The organism is Pseudomonas sp. GM50 (genome assembly GCF_000282375.1).
Lineage (GTDB): Bacteria > Pseudomonadota > Gammaproteobacteria > Pseudomonadales > Pseudomonadaceae > Aquipseudomonas.
Window position 1 is genome coordinate 51,473 of record NZ_AKJK01000009.1, and the last position, 21,952, is coordinate 73,424.

Sequence of the window (21,952 nt, forward strand, 5' to 3'; positions counted from 1 at the left end):
TTGTTGTTCTTACATAACGTGAACGACTCAAAACCTGTAGGAGCGAGGCTTGCCCGCGAAGGGTCCCTCCCATGCACCACATATCTCAGGGCAAAAAAAAGCCCGCAGTGTGAGCGGGCGAAAGACCAAAGAAGCTATATGCGCAGTCGCTTCTCGGAGGAGGCAGCTGCTTGGGGGATCAACTGCCTCGATACGTGGAATAGCTATACGGCGAAATCAGCAACGGCACATGGTAGTGATCCTGTTCCGCAGAGATGCCGAAACGCAGCACCACCACATCCAGGAACGCAGGCTCAGGCAACTGAACCCCACGGGCGCGGTAGTAATCACCCGCATGAAACTGAAGCTGATAGACCCCGGACCGGTAGTCATCGCCTTGCAGCAGCGGCGAATCGACACGGCCATCGCTGTTGGTGAGCGCAGTGGCGACCAATTCCAGCTGCGAACCTTCAACGCGGTACAACTCGACCTTGATCGAACTGCCCGGGCAACCGTGTGCAGCGTCCAAAACGTGTGTAGTCAAACGTCCCATTGATTCTGCGCGCCTGCCTGCGTGGAGCAGTCAGACCTCGCGCCTCCCGAAGTCAGTTGAAAAGGAGACCGCACCGTTTCGGAGCACGAAAAGCTGCGGCGAGCGACTGATTAAGACACTTTTAATAAAAATTGTACACAATAAAAACGACATTTTTACCGCCAGCTCCGCCATTCAGGGTTTAACGGCGAATCTGACGCCAAACCATACGATCAGCGGACCTCCTATCCATTAGCTGACCAGTCAGGCAGGTTTCTTGCAGTACCCTCCAAAGTGACCAGTCAGTGAAAAATGCAAAAAATCAGGCTTACAAAGTGAATATAAAGTTGTATACAATCACTCCATCGCTGTGACGCCAGCCTGCCCTCTCATCGCCAGGCCGCCACACACCCTGACTTTGAACAAGTCGACACGAACAAGAAGGAAGACTGCAGTGAGCGCTGACTATCCACGCGACCTGATCGGTTACGGCAGTAACCCTCCTCACCCACACTGGCCGGGCAATGCCCGCATCGCGCTGTCCTTCGTGCTCAATTACGAGGAAGGTGGCGAGCGCAATATCCTGCACGGCGATAAAGAGTCCGAAGCTTTCCTCTCGGAAATGGTCTCGGCGCAGCCGCTGCAAGGCGAGCGCAACATGAGCATGGAATCCCTTTACGAGTATGGCAGCCGTGCCGGCGTCTGGCGGATTCTGAAACTGTTCAAGGAATTCGACATTCCGCTGACCATCTTCGCCGTGGCCATGGCCGCCCAGCGCCACCCGGACGTGATCCGCGCCATGGTCGATGCCGGCCACGAAATCTGCAGCCACGGCTACCGCTGGATCGACTACCAGTACATGGACGAAGCACAGGAACGCGAGCACATGCTCGAAGCGATCCGCATCCTCACTGAAATCACCGGCGAGCGCCCACTGGGCTGGTACACCGGCCGCACCGGCCCGAACACCCGTCGGCTGGTGATGGAAGAAGGCGGTTTCCTCTACGACTGCGACACATACGACGACGACCTGCCCTACTGGGAACCGAACAACCCGACCGGCAAGCCGCATCTGGTGATCCCGTACACCCTGGACACCAACGACATGCGCTTTACCCAGGTCCAGGGCTTCAACAAGGGCGACGACTTTTTCGAATACCTCAAAGATGCGTTCGACGTGCTGTATGCCGAAGGTGCGGAAGCACCGAAGATGTTGTCGATCGGCCTGCACTGCCGGCTGATTGGCCGTCCGGCGCGTCTGGCCTCGCTCAAACGCTTTATCGAATACGCTAAAAGTCATGAACAGGTGTGGTTCAGCCGTCGCGTCGACATCGCTCGCCACTGGCACGAAACCCACCCGTATCAAGAGGCCGCGAAATGAGCCACTTCCAAACCCTGAAGCCGTCGACCCTGAGCCGCGATGCGTTTGTCGCTGCCTTCGCCGACATCTACGAACATTCGCCATGGGTGGCCGAGAAGGCCTTCGACCTGGGCCAGGACGCTTCGATCGACCAGATCGAAACCCTGCACCAACGCATGAGCGACATCCTGTTGAGCGCTGATCACACAAGCCAACTGGCCCTGATCAACGCTCACCCGGACCTGGCCGGCAAAGCTGCCGTCCAGGGCCAACTGACCGAAGCCAGCACGAATGAACAGGCTGGCGCCGGTATTCACCAATGCTCGAGCGATGAGTTCCAGCGCTTCACCGAGCTGAACGACGCCTATAAAGCGAAGTTCAAGTTTCCCTTCATCATGGCGGTAAAAGGCAGCAACCGGCATCAGATCCTCGCGGCGTTCGAAACGCGCATTCACAACTCGGTCGACACCGAATTCAAATGTGCGCTGGCGGAGATCAACAAGATCGCCCTGTTCCGATTACTGACCCTATAGCGAACTTGGCCCGAGTGTTAAAAAACGCGGAAAACGCCCAGGGCCCTGCAAGCATCCCAAGCCAACTTATTTAAAGGCAGACAAGAAGAATGAAAGCTTACGCCGTACCTTTCGAGAAGTTCGTCAACCTGGCCGACGCCCGTCTGGGCACCAAAATCATCTCGGTCACCGATGACTGGTTCGCAGACGCCAACCGTCTGTTCCAACCGACCCCGGCCGTGTGGAAGGAGGGCGTGTTCGATGACAACGGCAAGTGGATGGACGGCTGGGAGTCGCGCCGCAAGCGCTTCGAAGGCTACGACAGCGCGGTGATCCGCCTGGGCGTACCGGGCTCGATCAAAGGCGTGGACATCGACACTTCATTCTTCACCGGCAACTACCCGCCATCGGCTTCCCTGGAAGCCTGCTTCCTGGCCTCGGGCGAGCCGGACGAAAACACCCAGTGGACTGAAGTACTGTCGGCCGTCGAACTGCAAGGCAACAGCCACCACTACCACGAAATCAACAACGACCAGGCGTTCAGCCACCTGCGCTTCAACATCTACCCGGATGGTGGCGTGGCCCGTCTGCGCGTGTACGGTATTCCGTTCCGCGACTGGTCCGCTGTGGGCGACAACGAGCAAGTTGACCTGGCAGCAGCCCTGAACGGTGGCCGTGCGCTGGCCTGCTCCGACGAGCACTTCGGCCGCATGAGCAACATCCTCAACCCGGGCCGTGGCATCAACATGGGCGATGGCTGGGAAACCGCACGTCGTCGCACGCCAGGCAATGACTGGGTGATCGTCGCGCTGGGCCATGCGGGCGAGATCGAAAAAGTCATCGTCGACACCCTGCACTTCAAAGGCAACTACCCGGACACCTGTTCAATCCAGGGTGCATTCGTGAAGGGCGGCACCGACAGCCAGATCGAAACCCAATCGCTGTTCTGGCGCGAACTGCTGCCAAGCCAGAAGCTGGAAATGCACGCCGAACACACCTTTGCCGAGCAGATCAAGGCGCTGGGCCCGATCACCCATATCCGCCTTAACGTGTTCCCGGATGGTGGTGTGAGCCGCCTGCGGGTATTGGGCAAGGTCGCTAAATAAGCGCTGAACCCAATCGCCAGCAGGCTGGCTCCCACAGGGAAATGCATTCCAAAAGTGGGAGCTAGCCTGCTAGCGATAGCAACAGAACCAACAACACAGAATTCGGAAAAGAAGACCAGCATGCGCACATTGACGATTGAACCGCTGACCAAAGAAGCCTTCGCCCCTTTCGGTGACGTGATCGAAACCGACGGTAGCGATCACTTCATGATCAACAACGGTTCGACCATGCGCTTTCACAAACTGGCGACGGTGGAAACCGCCACGCCAGAGGACAACGCGATCATCAGCATCTTCCGCGCCGACGCGCAGGATATGCCGCTGACCGTCTGCATGCTGGAGCGTCACCCGCTGGGCAGCCAGGCTTTCATTCCGCTGCTCGGCAACCCCTTTCTGATCGTGGTCGCGCCACTTGGCGATGAACCTGTATCAGGCTTGGTCCGCGCCTTCGTCACCAACGGCAGGCAGGGCATTAATTACCATCGCGGCGTTTGGCACCATCCGGTGCTGACGATCGAAAAGCGGGATGACTTCCTGGTGGTTGATCGCAGTGGCACAGGCAATAACTGCGATGAGCATTTTTTCAAAGAGGATGAGCGTTTGATCCTCGCCCCCCACCAATAAGAGAAGGTCTGATCACTCGACGACAGAGTGACAGGCGAGAGGTAAAGACTGTGGAAGCACATCTGTTGGAATGGCTGAACCTGAGCGTGCGCTGGGTTCACATGATCACTGGCGTGGCCTGGATCGGCGCGTCGTTCTATTTCGTCTGGCTGGAGAACAACCTCAACCGGGTCAACCCGAAAAACGGGCTGGCAGGCGATTTGTGGGCGATCCACGGCGGCGGTATCTACCACCTGGAAAAATACAAACTGGCTCCACCGACCATGCCGGACAACCTGCACTGGTTCAAATGGGAAGCCTACTTCACCTGGATGTCAGGGATCGCGCTGCTGTGCGTGGTGTTCTACTCCAACCCGACGCTGTACCTGCTGGCACCGGGCAGCACACTGAGCGGCCCTGAAGGCGTGGCCATCGGTCTCGGCTCGCTGTTCATCGGCTGGTTCGTCTACTCCTTCCTCTGCGACTCGGCCCTGGGCAAACGCCCTGCCCTGCTCGGTTTCATCCTGTTCGTGCTGATCATCGGCGCCGCCTACGGCTTCAGCAAAGTGTTCAGCGGTCGTGGTGCGTACCTGCACGTCGGCGCGATCATCGGCACCATCATGGTCGGCAACGTATTCCGCATCATCATGCCGGCGCAGCGCGCCTTGGTGGCGGCGATCGCCGAGAACCGCACGCCCGATCCGGCCCTGCCGGCCAAAGGTTTGCTGCGTTCGCGGCACAACAACTACTTCACCTTGCCGGTGCTGTTCATCATGATCAGCAACCACTTCCCGAGTACCTATGGCAGCCAATACAACTGGCTGATCCTGGCCGGGATCGCGGTGCTGGCGGTGTTGGTGCGTCACTACTTCAACACCCGTCATGACAGCCACAAATTTGCCTGGACCCTGCCCGTCGCGGCGGTCGGCATGATCTGCCTGGCCTACGTGACCGGGCCGGCGCCGATGTCCAGCGCACCTGAAGTGGCCAAGGCGCCTGGGACCATCGAGTACCAGCCGCTGCCGGAAACTGCCTTGGGTGGTGGTGCCAAACCTGCCGTCGAGAAGCCTGCTGAAGCACCGGCCCAGGCTGCAAACGCCGGTCCGAGTTTCGACAAGGTGCACAGCGTGATTCAGGAACGTTGCGCCGTGTGCCATTCGGCCAAACCCACCAGCCCACTGTTCAGCGCGGCGCCGGCTGGAGTGATGTTCGATACCCCCGAGCAGATCAAACTCCAGGCCCCGCGCATCCAGGCCCAGGCTGTTGCCAGCCAGATCATGCCACTGGGCAACATCACCCAGATGACCCAGCAGGAACGTGACCTGATTGGTGCGTGGATTGTTCAGGGAGCCCAAACCCAATAAGCAACACGCCGTTGTGGCGTGGGAGCTTTTGTGGCGAGGGGGCTTGCCCCCGTTCGATCGCGAAGCGGTCGCAAAACCAGAGGATGCGGTCCTCCAGATGGGACGCGGTTGTTGGTTTTGGGGCTGCTCCGCAGCCCAACGGGGGCAAGCCCCCTCGCCACAGTAAGCTCCCTCGCCACGGGTCCACCTGATACAAAAATCACAAGAATAAAAAAGATCCGAGGTGTTGCATGTCCGAGCTATCCGAAGCCCGCATCCCCGACGCACCCGCCATTCAGCGCTTACCCCTTTTGCAACTGATCCTGGTCGGCCTGCAACACGTTCTACTGATGTACGGCGGAGCCATTGCGGTGCCGCTGATCATCGGGCAGGCCGCGGGGCTGAGCCGTGAAGAAATCGCCTTCCTGATCAACGCCGACCTGCTGGTGGCCGGTATCGCCACCATCGTCCAGTCACTGGGCATCGGCCCGATGGGCATTCGCATGCCGGTGATGATGGGCGCCAGTTTCGCCGCAGTCGGCAGCATGGTGGCCATGGCCGGGATGCCTGGCATCGGCCTGCAAGGGATTTTCGGCGCGACCATCGCCGCCGGTTTCTTCGGCATGCTCATCGCGCCGTTCATGTCCAAAGTCGTGCGCTTCTTCCCGCCGCTGGTGACCGGTACCGTCATCACCTCGATCGGTTTATCGCTGTTCCCCGTGGCCGTGAACTGGGCTGGTGGCGGTGCGGGTGCGGCTCAATTCGGTTCGCCTGTTTACCTGGCCATCGCCGCGCTGGTACTGGCCACGATTCTGTTGGTCCATCGTTTCATGCGCGGTTTCTGGGTGAACATTTCGGTATTGATCGGCATGTGCCTGGGCTATGTCATTTGCGGCGTGATCGGCATGGTCGACCTCAGCGGCATGGCCCAGGCGCCATGGCTGCAGATCGTCACCCCTTTGCATTTCGGCATGCCGAAATTCGAACTCGCACCGATTCTGTCCATGTGCCTGGTGGTGGTGATCATTTTCGTCGAGTCCACCGGGATGTTCCTGGCGCTGGGCAAAATCACCGGCCAGGATGTCACGCCACGGATGCTGCGACGCGGCTTGCTGTGTGATGCCGGCGCTTCGTTTTTCGCCGGTTTCTTCAACACCTTCACCCACTCCTCTTTCGCCCAGAACATCGGCCTGGTGCAGATGACCGGTGTACGTTGCCGTTCGGTGACCATCGTCGCCGGCGGGTTACTGGTGGTGCTGAGCCTGCTGCCGAAAGCGGCGTTCCTGGTGGCATCGATTCCACCTGCAGTACTCGGCGGTGCGGCGATTGCGATGTTTGGCATGGTCGCCGCCACCGGGATCAAGATTCTTCAGGAAGCCGACATCGGTGACCGTCGCAACCAGTTGCTGGTGGCGGTGAGCATCGGCATGGGGCTGATCCCCGTGGTGCGTCCGGAATTCTTCGCGCACCTGCCAATGTGGATGAGCCCGATCACCCACAGCGGTATTGCCATGGCCACGCTGAGTGCCCTGTCGTTGAACCTGTTGTTCAACATTCTGGGCGGTCACGACCGCGCGACCGTCAACGACTGCCACGCCCACCCGCATTGACACAGTAAAGACACACACCCTGAGGGAGCGAGCCTGCTTGCTCCCTCAGGGTGGCTGCCTGCGCCTCAAACAATAAAAACAAGAGGGAGCAACAGATGATTCATGACCAGAAAAGCCTGTCGTCTAGCGACACCAGGCTGACCGCCGACAACCGTGCCCCACACCTCTCACCAGTGCTCTGTTGCGGGGCACTTGAGACCTGGCCAAGGAGTCAGTATTCTCCGCGGCCGCCCGAATCCGGTCTAAAAAAAAGCCCGGATTTAATTCCTGACCAGAAAGCCAACTTATCCCGGCTCTGGACAGCACCAAGGCACCTCGAAATGACGCTCAATCGACTGTTTTCGAACAGCCGAACGGGCGTCTTTTGGCTTTTTGAAAGCCTTGGCTCAGCTCTTGCTAACAGCATCAAAGCTGACCGAATGGATGATTTATTAAAGCAGCAAGAAAAGGCGCCACACCAGAGCGCCGACCTTAGAAAAATAACGTGGAATCACCTACTTTTTGGGAGCAACCGAATGAAACGTACGTGCACCAGCCTGATGCTCGCGGGATCCTTGCTGGCCGGGGGCCAGGCAATGGCCGGCGACTTGCTGCAATGGCAGAACAACAGCCTGACCTACCTTTATGGCAAGGACTTCCAGGTCAACCCGCGCATTCAGCAAACCGTCACCTTCGAGCACGCCGATGCCTGGAAATACGGGGATAACTTCTTCTTCCTCGACAAGATCTTCTACAACGGCGAGAAGGACTTCAACGCCGGCCCGAACACCTATTACGGGGAGTTCCAGCCACGTATTTCGCTGGGCAAGGTTCTCGACCAGAAGATCGAATTCGGCCCGGTCAAGGACGTGCTGCTGGCCATGACGTACGAGTTTGGTGAGGGCGATACCGAGTCCTACCTGATCGGTCCGGGTTTCGACCTGGCGATTCCCGGGTTCGACTACTTCCAGTTGAACTTCTACCAGCGTCACACCGAGGGCAGCCGCCCGGGTGACAACGTCTGGCAGATCACCCCGGTCTGGTCCTACACCATTCCCGTGGGCGATTCGAACATCCTGATCGATGGTTTCATGGACTGGGTGGTCGACAACGACAAGAACAGCAAAGGCACCTACCACGCCAACCTGCACTTCAACCCGCAGATCAAATACGATTTGGGTAAAGCGATGAATATTGGCGAGAAGCAGTTGTACGTGGGTGTCGAGTACGACTACTGGTCAGACAAGTACGGGATCAAGGACAGCCAGGCCTTCAAGACCGATCAGAGCAACACGAGCTTGCTGGTGAAGTTCCACTTCTAATCGTAAAAGCTTCGCGGGCAAGCCTCGCTCCTACAGTGGATTTGTGAACGGCACAGATCAATGTAGGAGCGAGGCTTGCCCGCGAACAGCCACACCGCAAATCTCAAGCCGGAACCGCAGGCTCCACCAACCCCAGAAACCGGCACAGCTCATCCCGCTTGGCCAACGCATCGCGCCGCCCCAGATCGATCAACTCGCTGCAATACCCCGCCTCGAACAGCAGATAACTCAGCACCCCCGCCCCGCTGGTCTTGGTCGCCCCCGGCCCGCGCAAAAACAGGCGCAAGGCCGCCGGTAATTCCTGTCGGTGCCGCGCTGCAATTTCATCGATCGGCTGACTCGGCGAAATCACCAGCACCTCCACCGGCGCAGCTCCCAATGCCCGACTCGGTGCGCCGTCGGGCAGCAGATGGCTGAACTGGTTCAGACGCTGCAGCAACTCGATGTCACTTTCCAGGCTGTCAATGAACGTACTGTTGAGCATGTGCCCGCCGATTTGCGCCAGGGTTGGCTGCTGACCGGTATAGGCACGTTGCAACGGCTGTTGCGGGTCGACCCCGCGCGGGTTGCCGCTGACGCCCACCACCAGCACGCGGCTGGCGCCCAGGTGCAGGGCCGGGCTGATCGGTGCTGATTGACGCACCGCGCCATCGCCGAAATATTCTTCGCCGATCTTCACCGGCGCAAACAGCAATGGAATCGCCGAACTGGCCAGCAAATGGTCGACGCTCAATTGGGTCGGCACGCCGATTCGCCGATGGCGCAACCAGGACTCGATCGTGCCCCCGCCCTGATAAAACGTGACGGCCTGACCGGATTCATAGCCAAACGCCGTGACCGCCACCGCCTTCAATTGCTTTTGCGCGATGGCCTCGGCAATTCCGGGCATGTGCAGTTTGTCGTTGAGTAAACCGCGCAGCGGTGAGCTGTTGAGCAAGGCCACTGGTACCTGAGAGCCAATCCCCAGCAGACTGTGACTGACAAAGCGGGTGGCTTGATGGATCACCCCCGGCCAGTCGCTGCGCAACACCAGATGACTGCGGAATCCTTGCCAGAAGGCGGTCAGGCTTTGAATCGCGCCGCGAAAGTCCATTGCCCCACTGGCCAGGCTGACCGCGTTGATCGCGCCGGCAGAGGTGCCGACGATCACCGGAAACGGATTCGCCGCCCCCACCGGCAGCAGCTCGGCAATCGCCGCCAGCACGCCCACCTGATAGGCCGCCCGAGCCCCGCCGCCGGAAAGTATCAACCCTGTAACCGGTTCAGCAGAACTCATTGCAACACTCCATGGTGCTTAAAGGGATCGGTGACTCAACCGCGTTTGGCGTACAGCTTCGGTTCGCCCGGTGGACGGCTCTTGAAGCGGCGATGTGCCCAAAGGTATTGCTCCGGACATTCGCGCAACGCGCTTTCGACCCACTGGTTGATCCGAATGCAGTCAGCCTCCTCCGTCTCGCCGGGGAAGCCCTCCAGCGGCGCATGGATCACCAACCGATAACCACTGCCGTCAGCCAGGCGTTGCTGAGTGAACGGCACCACCAGCGCTTTGCCCAACCGCGCGAACTTGCTGGTGGCGGTGACGGTCGCCGCCTGAATCCCGAACAACGGCACGAAGATACTTTGCTTGGCGCCATAGTCCTGATCCGGCGCGTACCAGATCGCTCGGCCTGCCCGCAGCAGTTTGAGCATGCCACGCACGTCGTCGCGCTCCACTGCCAGCGAGTCAAGATTGTGCCGCTCGCGGCCACGACGCTGGATGTAGTCGAACAGCGGATTCTTGTGTTCGCGGTACATGCCATCAATGGTGTGCTGCTGGCCGAGCAGCGCCGCGCCGATTTCCAGCGTGGTGAAATGCACGGCCATCAGAATCACGCCCTTGCCCTCTGTCTGGGCCTGCTTCAAATGCTCCAGGCCTTCGACATGGGCCAGTTTCGCCAGACGCTTGCGCGACCACCACCAGCTCATGGCCATCTCGAAGAAGGCGATGCCGGTGGAGGCGAAGTTTTCCTTGAGCAGACGCTTGCGCTCGGCAGCGGACTTTTCAGGGAAACACAGCTCAAGATTGCGCTTGGCAATGCGCCGTCGGTCGCCGGCCACCCGATACATCAAGGCGCCCAAGACGCGACCGACCGACAGCAACGCCGGATACGGCAGCTGCACAATCAGCCACAACAGCCCCAAGCCACACCACAGCGGCCAGAAACGTGGAGAAAGAAATGCTGTTCGAAAACGCGGGCGATCCATTAAAGGTTCCGTCAAGACAGTGGCCGCGCATTCTACATCGTTCGACCCGGCTTGCGGCCCGCGGGCGTTCTCGTTATAAGTCTCGGCACTTTTAGTGACAAGTCGTTGTATGCCGACCATGAGCCAAACCGAACCGCTAGACCAAGATCCCGTGTTCCAGTTGAAGGGCAGCATGCTCGCCATTACGGTGCTGGAACTGGCCCGTAACGACCTTGAGAACCTTGATCGACAACTGGCCGCCAAGGTCGCCCAGGCGCCCAACTTCTTCAGCAACGCGCCGTTGGTACTGGCCCTGGACAAACTCCCGGCCAGCGAAGGCTCGGTCGATCTGCCGGGCCTGATGCGCATCTGCCGCCAGCATGGCCTGCGCACCCTGGCGATTCGTGCCAGCCGCATTGAAGACATTGCCGCCGCCATCGCCGTCGATCTGCCAGTGCTGCCGCCGTCCGGCGCCCGCGAGCGCCCGCTCGACCCGCTCGAAGGCACTGTTGCGAAAAAACCGGAAAAACCACCGGAACCGACCATCAAACCGACCAAAATCATTACCTCGCCGGTACGCGGTGGCCAGCAGATTTATGCCCAGGGTTGCGATTTGGTGGTGATTTCGTCGGTCAGCCCGGGGGCGGAACTTCTCGCCGATGGGAACATCCATGTATACGGCGCGATGCGCGGTCGTGTCTTGGCCGGCGTCAAAGGTGACACGAAAGCCAGGATTTTCTGTCAGCAAATGACCGCTGAACTGGTCTCCATCGCCGGCCACTACAAGGTTTCCGAGGATCTGCGTCGTGATCCATTGTGGGGCGCGGGCGTACAAGTCAGCCTGTCGGGCGACGTGTTGAACATCATTCGGCTTTAACGGATACTGCCGCATTTTCCAAGCATCTCTAAAACGTAGCGAAAACGGCTCAAACGAAGTAGGAAAAAGGCTAAAAGTAGTGTTTACCGGGGGTAAGCGCCGCTCAAAACCGGATTCCAGCCAAGGCTGTCCGACTGCAGTAGTTTTTCAAGAGATGTTTTTCAGGGGCTAAACGTCCTTTTTCCTTAGGGGTAAAACACCTTGGCCAAGATTCTCGTGGTTACATCCGGCAAGGGTGGTGTGGGTAAGACCACCACCAGCGCCGCTATCGGTACCGGCCTCGCTCTGCGTGGTCACAAAACAGTTATCGTCGACTTCGACGTCGGCTTGCGTAACCTCGACCTGATCATGGGTTGCGAGCGCCGCGTGGTGTATGACTTCGTCAACGTGGTAAACGGCGAAGCCAACCTGCAACAGGCTCTGATCAAAGACAAACGTCTGGAAAACCTCTACGTACTGGCCGCCAGTCAGACCCGCGATAAAGACGCGCTGACTGTCGAAGGCGTCGAAAAGGTCCTGATGCAGCTGAAAGAAGACTTCGAATTCGTGGTCTGCGACTCCCCGGCGGGTATCGAGAAAGGCGCCCACCTGGCCATGTACTTCGCTGACGAAGCGATCGTGGTGACCAACCCGGAAGTCTCCTCCGTACGTGACTCGGACCGCATGCTGGGCCTGTTGGCCAGCAAGTCCCGTCGCGCCGAAAACGGCGAAGACCCGATCAAGGAACACCTGCTGCTTACTCGCTACAACCCTACACGCGTGAGCAACGGCGAAATGCTCGGCGTCGAAGACGTCAAGGAAATCCTGGCGGTGACCCTGCTGGGCGTGATTCCGGAATCGCAAGCCGTTCTCAAGGCCTCCAACCAGGGCGTGCCGGTCATTCTCGACGACCAGAGCGATGCCGGTCAGGCATACAGCGATGCCGTCGATCGTCTGCTGGGCAAAACCGTGGACCATCGTTTCCTCGATGTCGAGAAGAAGGGATTCTTCGAGCGACTTTTTGGAGGTAGGTAATGAACCTTTTTGACTTCTTTCGTGCCAGTAAAAAGGTCAGCACCGCGTCGGTAGCGAAAGAGCGTCTACAGATCATCGTGGCGCATGAACGCGGCCAGCGCAGTACGCCGGATTACCTGCCAGCCTTGCAGAAGGAGCTGGTGGAAGTGATCCGCAAGTACGTCAATATCGGGTCCGATGACGTGCACGTCGCTCTGGAAAACCAGGGCAGCTGCTCGATCCTGGAACTCAATATCACCCTGCCAGATCGCTGAGTCGATCCGGCGGGAGCCACGGCGGCTCAGGCCTTCCAGACCCTGTTTGGGGGCGAACTGTGGCGAGGGGGCTTGCCCCCGTTTGAGTGCGCAGCACTCACAGGACCTTCGGTTCACCGGAAGTTTTGGGGCTGCTTCGCAGCCCAACGGGGGCAAGCCCCCTCGCCACAGGTCGCTCCTACAGAGTGTGAGGGCCTGAGCCGCCGTTGGCGTTTGTTACGAGGCTGTTTTAATGCCGTTGTCCAACATCCGCATCATCCATCAGGACGCCGCCGTACTCGTGGTGGACAAACCGACCCTGTTGCTCTCCGTCCCTGGCCGGGCCGATGACAACAAGGACTGCCTGATCACGCGCCTGCAAGAAAACGGCTACCCGGAAGCGCGAATTGTCCATCGGCTGGACTGGGAAACCTCCGGCATCATTCTGTTGGCCCGTGACCCGGACACTCATCGCGAGCTGTCTCGGCAATTTCACGACCGCGAAACCGAAAAAGCCTACACCGCCCTGTGCTGGGGACAACCGGAACTGGACAGCGGCAGCATCGACCTGCCCCTGCGCTACGACCCGCCGACCAAGCCACGCCATGTGGTGGACCACGAGTTTGGCAAGCACGCCCTGACCTTCTGGCGTGTGCTGGAGCGTTGTGGCGACTGGTGTCGCGTCGAGCTGACGCCGATCACCGGCCGCTCTCACCAGTTGCGCGTGCACATGCTCTCCATCGGCCACCCGCTGTTGGGTGACGGGCTCTACGCCCATGAGCAAGCACTGGCTGCCTGGCCGCGCTTGTGCCTGCATGCGAGCATGTTGAGTTTTACCCACCCCCAAACTGGCGACCGCTTGCGTTTCGAATGCCCGGCACCGTTTTAAATCTGCCACATGGCGTCACCGCTTCAAAGCGAGGATTGAACAGAATGAGTAGTACTGACTCCTTGGCAACGCCCGTCAAGAAAACCCGAAATCAGCTGCTTTATCTGATCTACGGCAATCAGGACGTTTATCGGCGCGAAGCCAAGTTCAGCATTTTGACTGCGCTTTCCCATGTGAAGAACGGCGAGCTGCCGTGCATCAGAATCCTGACGGATCGCCCGCAAGACTACGCTGGCTGGCCGGTTGAAACCGTGTTCCTGACCGAAGAAACCCTGACCCGGTGGCAGGGCGAAAACGGCTATCACCATCGCCGCAAAGCCTGTGCCATGGCCGCCGGTCTGAAGCTTGCTGAAAAGACCTTGTTCGTCGATACCGACACCCTGTTCACCAGCGACCCGAACCGAATCTTCAACCAGATTCAGCCCGGGCACTACCTGATGGACCGCTTCGAGTACGACTGGCGGGACGTCTGCGAACGCCACGACTACCTGAAGCTTGGCGAACGCCTACGCGCTCACGGCATCACCCCGGACAACGGTTTCAAGTTGTACAACAGCGGACTTTGCGGCGTGACCGAGCGCGACGCGCCGCTGTTCGAAGCGTCGATCCAGTTTATCGACGAATGGACCCGCGACAGCTTCGACATTCACACCATCGAGCAAATCGCCCTGTCGTTCGCGATGCGCGACAAACCGGTGGGTGAAGCGAAAAAATACGTTTATCACTACTTCGCGGAAAAACGCTTCTTCCATGCGATGCAGGCGTACTTCTTCTCCCAGCATGGCGAGCAGTTCAGCCAAAATCTGGTGGAACTGTGCCGCGATGTGCCGCGAGTCAAACCCGTTCCGTCGGCCTGGCAACGGCTGAAAATCAAATGGAAATTACGCAACCAGAACGGCGCCATGAGAAAAGTCGGTCGCGATTTGCTTTATGGCAGCGCAGCGCCCGATCATCCGTACTACACGGTATGCCGACATGAGTGGTGGGAATCCGCCTCGCGGGAGATTCTTCGCTGGAACCACACCCGTCAGAAACAGCTGCTGGACACCCATCAGAATCGCTGGCCCAAACAACTGCCCAAGCCAGAAAAGCCTGAAGATGAGCAGATCATCATGAAGTACCTGAAAAAACGGGTAGCCGCGGCCCGCTGACGCAACCTGCGAACGTCAGGCCCAAAGCCTCAAGCCAATACGTTAAACTCCCGCCCATTGCTGTCTGGAGTTTCTTATGCGCGAAGAGTTGAACCAAGGCCTGATCGACTTCCTCAAGGCCTCCCCTACCCCGTTCCATGCCACCGCCAGCCTTGTTCAGCGTCTGGAAGCGGCCGGTTTTATACGCCTCGACGAGCGCGAGCCATGGACCACCGAAGCCAATGGTCGTTACTACGTCACCCGTAACGACTCTTCGATCGTCGCGTTCAAAATGGGCCGTCATTCGCCCCTGCACGGCGGCATCCGTCTGGTCGGCGCGCACACCGATAGCCCGTGCCTACGAGTCAAACCCCAACCGGAACTGCAACGCCAGGGCTTCTGGCAACTGGGCGTCGAAGTCTATGGCGGTGCACTGCTGGCGCCGTGGTTCGACCGCGATCTGTCTCTGGCCGGCCGCGTGACTTTCCGCCGTGATGGCAAGGTCGAGAGCCAGTTGATCGATTTCAAGGCACCGATCGCGATCATTCCGAACCTGGCCATTCACCTCAACCGTGAAGCCAATATGGGCTGGGCGATCAATGCCCAGACCGAACTGCCGCCGATCCTCGCGCAATTCGCCGGTGACGAGCGCGTGGACTTCCGCGCCGTGCTCACCGACCAACTGGCCCGCGAACATGGCCTGAACGCCGATGTAGTGCTCGATTACGAGCTTAGCTTCTACGACACCCAAAGCGCTGCGGTCATCGGCCTGCATGGCGATTTCATTGCGGGTGCGCGCCTGGATAACTTGCTGTCGTGCTACGCCGGCCTGCAAGCTTTGCTGACGACCGAAACCGACGAAACCTGCGTGCTGGTCTGCAACGATCACGAAGAAGTCGGTTCCTGCTCGGCTTGTGGCGCCGACGGTCCGATGCTTGAGCAAACCCTGCGTCGCCTGTTGCCTGAAGGGGATGAATTCGTACGGACCATTCAGAAATCCCTGCTGGTCTCGGCCGACAATGCCCACGGCGTGCACCCGAACTATGCGGACAAGCACGATGCCAACCACGGCCCGAAACTCAACGCCGGCCCGGTGATCAAGGTCAACAGCAACCAGCGCTACGCCACCAACAGCGAAACCGCCGGCTTCTTCCGCCATTTGTGCATGGCCGAAGAAGTACCGGTGCAAAGCTTCGTGGTGCGCAGCGACATGGGCTGCGGCTCGACCATCGGCCCGATCACCGCCAGCCACCTGGGCGTGCGCACCGTGGACATCGGTTTGCCGACGTTCGCCATGCACTCGATCCGTGAGTTGTGCGGCAGCCATGATCTGGCGCATCTGGTCAAAGTGCTGAGCGCGTTCTACGCCTGTCGCGAATTGCCGTAGCCCGAGCGAATCGCAACCTGTGGGAGCGGGCTTGCTCGCGAAGGCGGTGTGTCAGTCGACATTAATGTTGCCTGACACCCCGCCTTCGCGAGCAAGCCCGCTCCCACACGGATTGCGCTGCTTCTGACTCACTTCTGACCCACATCACCTCCCCTCGTCCGAAAGCCGCCTAGACTTGCAGTACCCTCCCCGACAAGGCTGTCACCATGATCTCGATGTCTTCGTTCCACGCCATGCTGATCCCGATTCTTTCCGGGATGATCATGCTGGCCATCGGCTTCAACTTTCGCGACAAGAACGCTGGTGTATTCGCGATGTGGGTCGGCATGCTGATGATCCTTGCCACCGTGATCTACAAGATCCTCGCCAAACTCAACGAATAAAACCTTGCGCCTGGCTCGCATTGATTTTGACGGGCTCGTACACTCGGCCGATTCGCTCATCCGAGGTTGACCGTGTTCGCTCGTCTTTTTGCCCTGCCGTGTTTGTTCCTTGTCTGCCTGATGACACTGCTGCCGATGACACCTGCCCAAGCGGTCAGTTTGCCGGGGCTGCTCAATGGCTCGGCGAAAACCCAGCCGCAAGCACAAGAACCGCTGGGGCAATCGCTGGACGAAGTCATCAAGTCCCTGGAAAACGATCAGCAGCGCACCCAGCTACTGACGGACCTGAAAAAACTTCGCGACGTCACCCAAAAGGCTCAGCCGACCACTGAACAAGGCGTGTTGGGGCTGATCGGCGGCACTCTGGCCGGTCTCGAAAAGCAATTTTCCGGCGCCGACAGTCCGCTCAATCGCTGGTCCGAAGAGGTCGATCTGGCCAAGAATGAACTGGCGGCGCTGATGCTGCCGGCCAATGAATGGCTGCCAATCATCTTCGCTTTCGCTGTAATCCTGATGGTCTGGAGCCTGCTGGCCGCCGCCCTGATCTGGCTCGGCCACCGGGTACGTATGCGCTTCGGTCTCACCGAAGAACTGCCACAACACCCGAAGGCGCTGGACATGCTGCGCTTTGCCTTGCGCAAACTCGGGCCGTGGTTGATTGCCTTGGTCATGACGGTTTACATGACCTACGCCCTGCCTTCGTCATTGGGCAAAAGCCTGGCCATGGTGTTGGCCTATGCGCTGGTCGTCGGTACCTGTTTCTCGGCGATCTGTGTGATCGCGTTTTCCGTGCTGGATGGTCCGCATCGCCACCGTGCCTTGTACATCCTGCGGCATCAGGCCTTCCGCCCGTTGTGGCTGATCGGCAGTTTCGCCGCCTTCGGTGAAGCCCTGAACGATCCGCGCCTGGTTGAAAGCCTCGGCAGTCACCTGGCTCACACCGCAGCAACGTTCGCCAATGTGTTGGCGGCGATCTCCACCGGTTTTTTCGTTCTGCGTTTCCGTCGGCCCATCGCGCACTTGATCCGCAATCAACCGCTATCCCGGCGCCTGACTCGCCGGGCCTTGAGCGACACGATCGAAATCCTCGGCACCTTTTGGTATCTGCCGGCGCTGGTGCTGGTGGGCATCTCGCTGTTCGCCACCTTCGTCTCCGCCGGCGACACCAGCACGGCCTTGCGTCAGTCACTGATCTGCACCGTGCTGCTGGTGTTGTGCATGGTCATCAATGGGCTGGTGCGCCGCCATTCACTCAAACCGCAACGCAGCGTGAAGCGCCACGCGCTGTATTCGGATCGCCTGAAAAGCTTCTTCTACACCCTCGCCCATCTGCTGGTGTGGCTGGCATTCATCGAACTCGGCCTGCGCGTCTGGGGTATGTCGCTGATCCGCTTCACCGAAGGCGAGGGTCATGAAGTCAGCGTCAAACTGTTCAGCCTCGGCGGCACGCTGATTTTTGCCTGGCTGATCTGGATCCTCAGTGACACCGCCGTGCATCACGCCCTCACCCGCTCGCGCAAAGGCCTGGCCAATGCCCGCGCGCAGACGATGATGCCGTTGATCCGCAACGTGCTGTTCGTGGCGATTTTCATCATTGCGCTGATCGTCGCCCTGGCGAACATGGGCATGAACGTCACTCCGTTGCTGGCCGGTGCTGGTGTGATCGGCCTGGCCATCGGTTTCGGCGCGCAATCACTGGTGGCCGACCTGATCACCGGGCTGTTCATCATCATCGAAGACTCCCTGGCCATCGATGACTACGTGGACGTCGGCGGCCACTTGGGCACGGTCGAAGGCTTGACCATCCGCACCGTGCGCCTGCGGGACATCGACGGCATCGTTCACACCATTCCGTTCAGCGAAATCAAAAGCATCAAGAACTACTCCCGGGAATTCGGTTACGCGATCTTCCGGGTGGCGGTGCCCTCCAACATGGACATCGACGAAGCGATCAAACTGATGCGCGAAGTCGGCCAGAAAATGCGCACCGACCCGCTGCAACGGCGAAACATCTGGTCGCCGCTGGAGATTCAGGGGATAGAAAGTTTCGAATCCGGCAACGCGATTCTTCGCGCACGCTTCAAGACCGCGCCGATCAAACAGTGGGAAGTTTCCCGGGCGTTCAACCTGTCGCTCAAGCGCCATCTGGATGAAGCCGGGCTGGATCTGGCGACGCCACGGATGAGCGTGCAAGTCGCCAAGGAATAAAAGCCCTTGTAGGAGCGAGGCTTGCCCGCGAAGACGGACTATCGGCCAACATCTATGTTGAATGTCAGTCCCTCTTCGCGGGCAAGCCTCGCTCCTACGGAAGATCAAAATCAAGATCAAAAGATCGCAGCCTTCGGCAGCTCGTGTGCACAGCCAGGATTCAGACCACATCCACCCCGACATGAATCGCATCATGGCGCCAAAATTCGAGGTCGCAATCGATCAACCGCTCGTGCTGATCGTAATTGACCCGGGCAATCCGCAACCCCGGGCTGCCCACCGACACCCGTAAAGCCGCCGCCGCATCCACCGACAACGCCGTCGGCACAATCTCGAAACGCACCCGCCCGTAGTGCAAGTCGTAATGCCGCGCATACAGTTCGGTCATCGACTGATTCAGATCGAAGTCCAGAATCCCCGGGAAAAACTGCGGGTTCAGGTAGTGCTCCACATACAACACCAAGCGCCCGTCAATCCGTCGCGAGCGGCAGATCTGGATCACGCTCGACAGCGCCGGCAACTGCAACCAGGCACACACCGCCGCCGACGCCGGTTGCAAGCGCGCCGAGATTACCTCGGTGGACGGCACCCGCCCCTGCGCACTGACCATCGCGTGAAAGTGGCTGCGCTGCATCAGGTTATAAGCCAGTCGCGGTGGCGACACGAACCAGCCGCGTCGCTCTTCGCGATAAATCTGACCCTGGGCCTCCAGCTGCAATAAAGCCTCACGCACGGTGATCCGCGTGGTACCGAACAACTCACTGAGCTTGCGCTCTGCCGGCAACTTGCTCCCGGGCGCCAACAAGCCGTGGTCGAGCTGTTCTTGCAGAACCTGCCCGATGGCTGTCACCGCTTTGGTTGTCTCGATGCGCATCAACGTTACCTATCTGGACTAGACCAGCACTGATTCAGGGCAGAACCGTGATTCAAATCGGTTCCTTCAACTGCCTGCAAGCCTAGGCACTGCACATGACTGACAGATGACAAAGCCGCCGAACGGTTGCGCCAGACACCTGCAATTTTATGGCCAAGTCCCTTTCATATCAGCTCTTTAGCCATGGTCTACGCTTATCTCGCACCCCGCGTATCCGAGCGCAGAAAATTCAGGCCGACCGGTCGTCGACATCAAAATGTCATCCAACCCGCCTAAATTGGCTCAGGTATTGCTGACCTAGACCAACACAACCGCAATCGCAGCGTTGAAAACGCCCAAAGGAGCTTCGGATGAAACAGTTTTTCCTGGCATCATTGTTAGGCTCGACCATTGCCCTGTGCACCTCCGCCATGGCGGCGGATGATCTGAAAACCCTGGAAGCCGCTGCGAAAGCGGAAGGCGCAGTCAACAGCGTCGGCATGCCCGATGACTGGGCCAACTGGAAAGGCACCTGGGAAGACCTGGCCAAGAAATATGGCCTGAAACACATCGACACCGACATGAGCTCGGCTCAGGAAATCGCCAAGTTCGCCGCCGAAAAAGACAACGCCAGCGCCGACATCGGCGACGTCGGAGCCGCATTCGGCCCTATCTCGGTCAAGCAGGGCGTGGTGCAACCTTATAAGCCAACGACCTGGGAACAGATTCCGGATTGGGCCAAGGACAAGGACGGTAACTGGGCGCTGGCCTACACCGGCACCATCGCGTTCATCGTCAACAAAAAGCTGCTGCACGGTTCTGAAGCACCGACCAAATGGGCCGACCTCAAGACTGGCAAGTACAAAGTTTCTATCGGTGACGTGAGCACCGCGGCCCAGGCTGCCAACGGTGTACTGGCCGCCGCCCTCGCCAATGGTGGTGACGAGAAAAACATTCAGCCAGCCCTGTTGCTGTTCGCGGACATCGCCAAGCAAGGCCGCCTGTCGATGGCCAACCCGACGATCGCCACCATGGAAAAGGGTGAAATCGAAGTCGGCGTGGTCTGGGACTTCAACGGCCTGAGTTACAAGGCCAAGATGGCGAATCCGGATGACTACATCGTGCTGATTCCGTCCGACGGCTCGGTGATTTCCGGTTACACCACCATCATCAACAAATACGCGAAGCACCCGAACGCCGCCAAGCTGACCCGCGAATACATCTTCAGCGATGCCGGCCAAATCAACCTGGCGAAAGGCAACGCCCGTCCGATCCGTGCCGAGCACATCAAACTGCCGGAAGAGGTCAAGGCCAAGCTGCTGCCGAACGAGCAGTACAAAAAGGTTACGCCGATCAAAGACGCCGATGCATGGGAAAAGACCTCCAAGGCACTGCCGCAGAAGTGGCAGGAAGAAGTCATCATCAATATGCCGTAACACGGTAGATCCCCATTCGGGGATCTGATGGAGATCCATTGTAGGAGCGAGGCTTGCCCGCGAAGAGGGACTGACATTCAACATTGATGTTGGCTGACAGTCCGCCTTCGCGAGCAAGCTTCGCTCCTACAGGTTTGACGATATTTTGCGGAGTCCCAGCCCCTATGAAGCACAACGTCATCCTTGTCGTGCTCGACGGCCTCAATTACGAAGTCGCGCGCCACGCCATGGGGCATCTGCAGGCTTACGTTGGCGCAGGACGCGCGGCACTCTACAAGCTGGAGTGCGAACTGCCCGCCCTGTCCCGCCCCCTTTATGAATGCATCCTGACCGGCGTTACGCCGATCGACAGCGGCATCGTTCACAACAACGTCTCGCGCCTGTCCAACCAGCGCAGCATCTACCACTACGCCACCGACGCCGGCCTGAAAACCGCCGCCGCGGCCTATCACTGGGTCAGCGAGCTGTATAACCGTTCGCCGTTCGTGGCCGCCCGGGATCGTCATACCGACGACGCCAAACTGCCGATCCAGCACGGTCATTTCTACTGGAGCGACCACTACCCGGACTCGCACCTGTTCGCCGACGCGGAAAACCTGCGCCTGCGCCACGCGCCGAACTTTTTATTGGTTCACCCCATGAACATCGACGACGCCGGGCACAAGCACGGCCTCGACACCCCGCAGTACCGCAACAGCGCTCGCTCGGCCGACATCATCCTCGCCGATTACCTGCAAGGCTGGCTCGACGCCGGTTACCAGGTGCTGGTGACGGCCGACCACGGCATGAATAACGACCGCTCGCACAACGGCCTGCTGCCCGAAGAACGCGAAGTGCCGCTGTTCGTCCTCGGCGATGCTTTCAGCTTCAACAAAAATGCCGCACCGAAACAGACCGAAATCTGCGGCACCGTCTGCGAACTGTTGGGCGTGCCCCACGACAAACCTGTGTGCCGGGAGCTGCTCAAGTGAAC

21 protein-coding genes are annotated in these 21,952 nt (G+C 59.2%); 17 read left to right on the top strand and 4 right to left on the bottom strand.

Features of this window, described 5'->3' with window-relative positions:
- Positions 1–178 precede the first annotated feature (178 nt).
- A complete protein-coding gene (gene uraH, locus PMI30_RS27040) occupies positions 179–532 on the bottom strand; it encodes a hydroxyisourate hydrolase (protein ID WP_007898824.1) in 354 nt (117 codons plus the stop codon).
- Positions 533–965: 433 nt separating this feature from the next.
- Here uraH and puuE point away from each other — a divergent pair, with 433 nt between their 5' ends.
- The 7 genes from puuE (at position 966) to PMI30_RS27005 (ending at position 8,346) form a co-directional block, all read left to right on the top strand.
- A complete protein-coding gene (gene puuE / locus PMI30_RS27035; RefSeq protein ID WP_008005652.1) occupies positions 966–1,892 on the top strand; it encodes an allantoinase PuuE in 927 nt (308 codons plus the stop codon).
- Entirely contained in the window at positions 1,889–2,404 is a 516-nt protein-coding gene (gene uraD / locus PMI30_RS27030; protein WP_008005653.1) for a 2-oxo-4-hydroxy-4-carboxy-5-ureidoimidazoline decarboxylase, read from the top strand. Before puuE ends, uraD begins: the two co-directional genes overlap by 4 nt.
- Before the next feature lie 89 nt (positions 2,405–2,493).
- Positions 2,494–3,489, top strand: coding sequence for an allantoicase (alc, locus tag PMI30_RS27025; protein WP_007898829.1), 996 nt, complete (start codon positions 2,494–2,496; stop codon positions 3,487–3,489).
- Positions 3,490–3,609: 120 nt separating this feature from the next.
- The gene (locus PMI30_RS27020; protein ID WP_008005655.1) at positions 3,610–4,113 is read left to right on the top strand and encodes an ureidoglycolate lyase; all 504 of its coding nucleotides are present in this window, start codon (positions 3,610–3,612) and stop codon (positions 4,111–4,113) included.
- Positions 4,114–4,163: 50 nt separating this feature from the next.
- Positions 4,164–5,456: a urate hydroxylase PuuD gene (locus tag PMI30_RS27015; RefSeq protein ID WP_008005656.1), complete on the top strand. Its 1,293-nt coding sequence runs from the start codon at positions 4,164–4,166 to the stop codon at positions 5,454–5,456.
- Positions 5,457–5,686: 230 nt separating this feature from the next.
- A complete protein-coding gene (locus PMI30_RS27010) occupies positions 5,687–7,045 on the top strand; it encodes a nucleobase:cation symporter-2 family protein (RefSeq protein WP_008005657.1) in 1,359 nt (452 codons plus the stop codon).
- 515 nt (positions 7,046–7,560) lie between these two features.
- Positions 7,561–8,346: an outer membrane protein OmpK gene (locus PMI30_RS27005; RefSeq protein WP_008005658.1), complete on the top strand. Its 786-nt coding sequence runs from the start codon at positions 7,561–7,563 to the stop codon at positions 8,344–8,346.
- 103 nt (positions 8,347–8,449) lie between these two features.
- Here PMI30_RS27005 and PMI30_RS27000 read toward each other — a convergent pair whose 3' ends face one another.
- Complete coding sequence (locus PMI30_RS27000) at positions 8,450–9,622, bottom strand: patatin-like phospholipase family protein (RefSeq protein WP_008005659.1); 1,173 nt, start codon at positions 9,620–9,622, stop codon at positions 8,450–8,452.
- A 35-nt stretch (positions 9,623–9,657) separates the two neighbouring features.
- Entirely contained in the window at positions 9,658–10,590 is a 933-nt protein-coding gene (locus PMI30_RS26995; RefSeq protein ID WP_008005660.1) for a lipid A biosynthesis lauroyl acyltransferase, read from the bottom strand.
- Between the two features lie 118 nt (positions 10,591–10,708).
- On the opposite strand from PMI30_RS26995, the gene minC reads away from it, so the two are divergent.
- The 8 genes from minC to PMI30_RS26960 all read left to right on the top strand — a co-directional run bounded on the left by minC (position 10,709) and on the right by PMI30_RS26960 (position 18,690).
- The gene (gene minC, locus PMI30_RS26990) at positions 10,709–11,446 is read left to right on the top strand and encodes a septum site-determining protein MinC (protein ID WP_007898840.1); all 738 of its coding nucleotides are present in this window, start codon (positions 10,709–10,711) and stop codon (positions 11,444–11,446) included.
- Positions 11,447–11,647: 201 nt separating this feature from the next.
- Positions 11,648–12,460 carry a septum site-determining protein MinD gene (minD, locus tag PMI30_RS26985; RefSeq protein WP_007898841.1) on the top strand — a complete coding sequence of 271 codons (813 nt, stop codon included), beginning with the start codon at positions 11,648–11,650 and terminating at the stop codon, positions 12,458–12,460.
- The gene (gene minE, locus PMI30_RS26980; protein ID WP_007898843.1) at positions 12,460–12,714 is read left to right on the top strand and encodes a cell division topological specificity factor MinE; all 255 of its coding nucleotides are present in this window, start codon (positions 12,460–12,462) and stop codon (positions 12,712–12,714) included. The genes minD and minE overlap by 1 nt, the downstream gene beginning before the upstream one ends.
- A gap of 232 nt (positions 12,715–12,946) precedes the next feature.
- On the top strand, positions 12,947–13,582 hold the full coding sequence (locus tag PMI30_RS26975; protein ID WP_008005662.1) for an RluA family pseudouridine synthase: 636 nt from the start codon (positions 12,947–12,949) through the stop codon (positions 13,580–13,582).
- Between the two features lie 44 nt (positions 13,583–13,626).
- On the top strand, positions 13,627–14,733 hold the full coding sequence (locus PMI30_RS26970; protein ID WP_008005663.1) for a hypothetical protein: 1,107 nt from the start codon (positions 13,627–13,629) through the stop codon (positions 14,731–14,733).
- A gap of 76 nt (positions 14,734–14,809) precedes the next feature.
- Positions 14,810–16,099 carry a M18 family aminopeptidase gene (locus tag PMI30_RS26965; protein ID WP_008005665.1) on the top strand — a complete coding sequence of 430 codons (1,290 nt, stop codon included), beginning with the start codon at positions 14,810–14,812 and terminating at the stop codon, positions 16,097–16,099.
- Positions 16,100–16,305: 206 nt separating this feature from the next.
- Complete coding sequence (locus PMI30_RS31465; protein ID WP_008005668.1) at positions 16,306–16,482, top strand: hypothetical protein; 177 nt, start codon at positions 16,306–16,308, stop codon at positions 16,480–16,482.
- Positions 16,483–16,554: 72 nt separating this feature from the next.
- The gene (locus PMI30_RS26960; RefSeq protein WP_008005669.1) at positions 16,555–18,690 is read left to right on the top strand and encodes a mechanosensitive ion channel family protein; all 2,136 of its coding nucleotides are present in this window, start codon (positions 16,555–16,557) and stop codon (positions 18,688–18,690) included.
- A 160-nt stretch (positions 18,691–18,850) separates the two neighbouring features.
- Here the strand turns inward: PMI30_RS26960 and PMI30_RS26955 are convergent, their stop codons facing one another.
- Positions 18,851–19,564 carry a UTRA domain-containing protein gene (locus PMI30_RS26955; protein ID WP_007898856.1) on the bottom strand — a complete coding sequence of 238 codons (714 nt, stop codon included), beginning with the start codon at positions 19,562–19,564 and terminating at the stop codon, positions 18,851–18,853.
- Between the two features lie 350 nt (positions 19,565–19,914).
- Here PMI30_RS26955 and PMI30_RS26950 point away from each other — a divergent pair, with 350 nt between their 5' ends.
- The gene (locus tag PMI30_RS26950; protein WP_008005672.1) at positions 19,915–20,979 is read left to right on the top strand and encodes an ABC transporter substrate-binding protein; all 1,065 of its coding nucleotides are present in this window, start codon (positions 19,915–19,917) and stop codon (positions 20,977–20,979) included.
- Positions 20,980–21,143: 164 nt separating this feature from the next.
- Positions 21,144–21,950, top strand: a complete 807-nt coding sequence (locus PMI30_RS26945) for an alkaline phosphatase family protein (RefSeq protein ID WP_008005674.1) — start codon at positions 21,144–21,146, stop codon at positions 21,948–21,950.
- Positions 21,951–21,952 lie beyond the last annotated feature (2 nt).

Excerpts from the sequence above, each read along its gene's own strand:
- PMI30_RS27000 (WP_008005659.1), bottom strand. The coding sequence starts at position 9,622 with ATGAGTTCTGCTGAACCGGTTACAGGGTTGATACTTTCCGGCGGCGGG.
- uraH (WP_007898824.1), bottom strand. The coding sequence starts at position 532 with ATGGGACGTTTGACTACACACGTTTTGGACGCTGCACACGGTTGCCCG.
- PMI30_RS27010 (WP_008005657.1), top strand. The coding sequence starts at position 5,687 with ATGTCCGAGCTATCCGAAGCCCGCATCCCCGACGCACCCGCCATTCAG.
- PMI30_RS26945 (WP_008005674.1), top strand. The coding sequence starts at position 21,144 with ATGAAGCACAACGTCATCCTTGTCGTGCTCGACGGCCTCAATTACGAA.
- PMI30_RS26955 (WP_007898856.1), bottom strand. The coding sequence starts at position 19,564 with ATGCGCATCGAGACAACCAAAGCGGTGACAGCCATCGGGCAGGTTCTG.
- PMI30_RS26995 (WP_008005660.1), bottom strand. The coding sequence starts at position 10,590 with ATGGATCGCCCGCGTTTTCGAACAGCATTTCTTTCTCCACGTTTCTGG.
- PMI30_RS27005 (WP_008005658.1), top strand. The coding sequence starts at position 7,561 with ATGAAACGTACGTGCACCAGCCTGATGCTCGCGGGATCCTTGCTGGCC.
- PMI30_RS26975 (WP_008005662.1), top strand. The coding sequence starts at position 12,947 with ATGCCGTTGTCCAACATCCGCATCATCCATCAGGACGCCGCCGTACTC.
- minE (WP_007898843.1), top strand. The coding sequence starts at position 12,460 with ATGAACCTTTTTGACTTCTTTCGTGCCAGTAAAAAGGTCAGCACCGCG.
- PMI30_RS26950 (WP_008005672.1), top strand. The coding sequence starts at position 19,915 with ATGAAACAGTTTTTCCTGGCATCATTGTTAGGCTCGACCATTGCCCTG.
- minC (WP_007898840.1), top strand. The coding sequence starts at position 10,709 with ATGAGCCAAACCGAACCGCTAGACCAAGATCCCGTGTTCCAGTTGAAG.
- PMI30_RS26970 (WP_008005663.1), top strand. The coding sequence starts at position 13,627 with ATGAGTAGTACTGACTCCTTGGCAACGCCCGTCAAGAAAACCCGAAAT.
- PMI30_RS26965 (WP_008005665.1), top strand. The coding sequence starts at position 14,810 with ATGCGCGAAGAGTTGAACCAAGGCCTGATCGACTTCCTCAAGGCCTCC.
- PMI30_RS27020 (WP_008005655.1), top strand. The coding sequence starts at position 3,610 with ATGCGCACATTGACGATTGAACCGCTGACCAAAGAAGCCTTCGCCCCT.
- alc (WP_007898829.1), top strand. The coding sequence starts at position 2,494 with ATGAAAGCTTACGCCGTACCTTTCGAGAAGTTCGTCAACCTGGCCGAC.
- uraD (WP_008005653.1), top strand. The coding sequence starts at position 1,889 with ATGAGCCACTTCCAAACCCTGAAGCCGTCGACCCTGAGCCGCGATGCG.
- PMI30_RS31465 (WP_008005668.1), top strand. The coding sequence starts at position 16,306 with ATGATCTCGATGTCTTCGTTCCACGCCATGCTGATCCCGATTCTTTCC.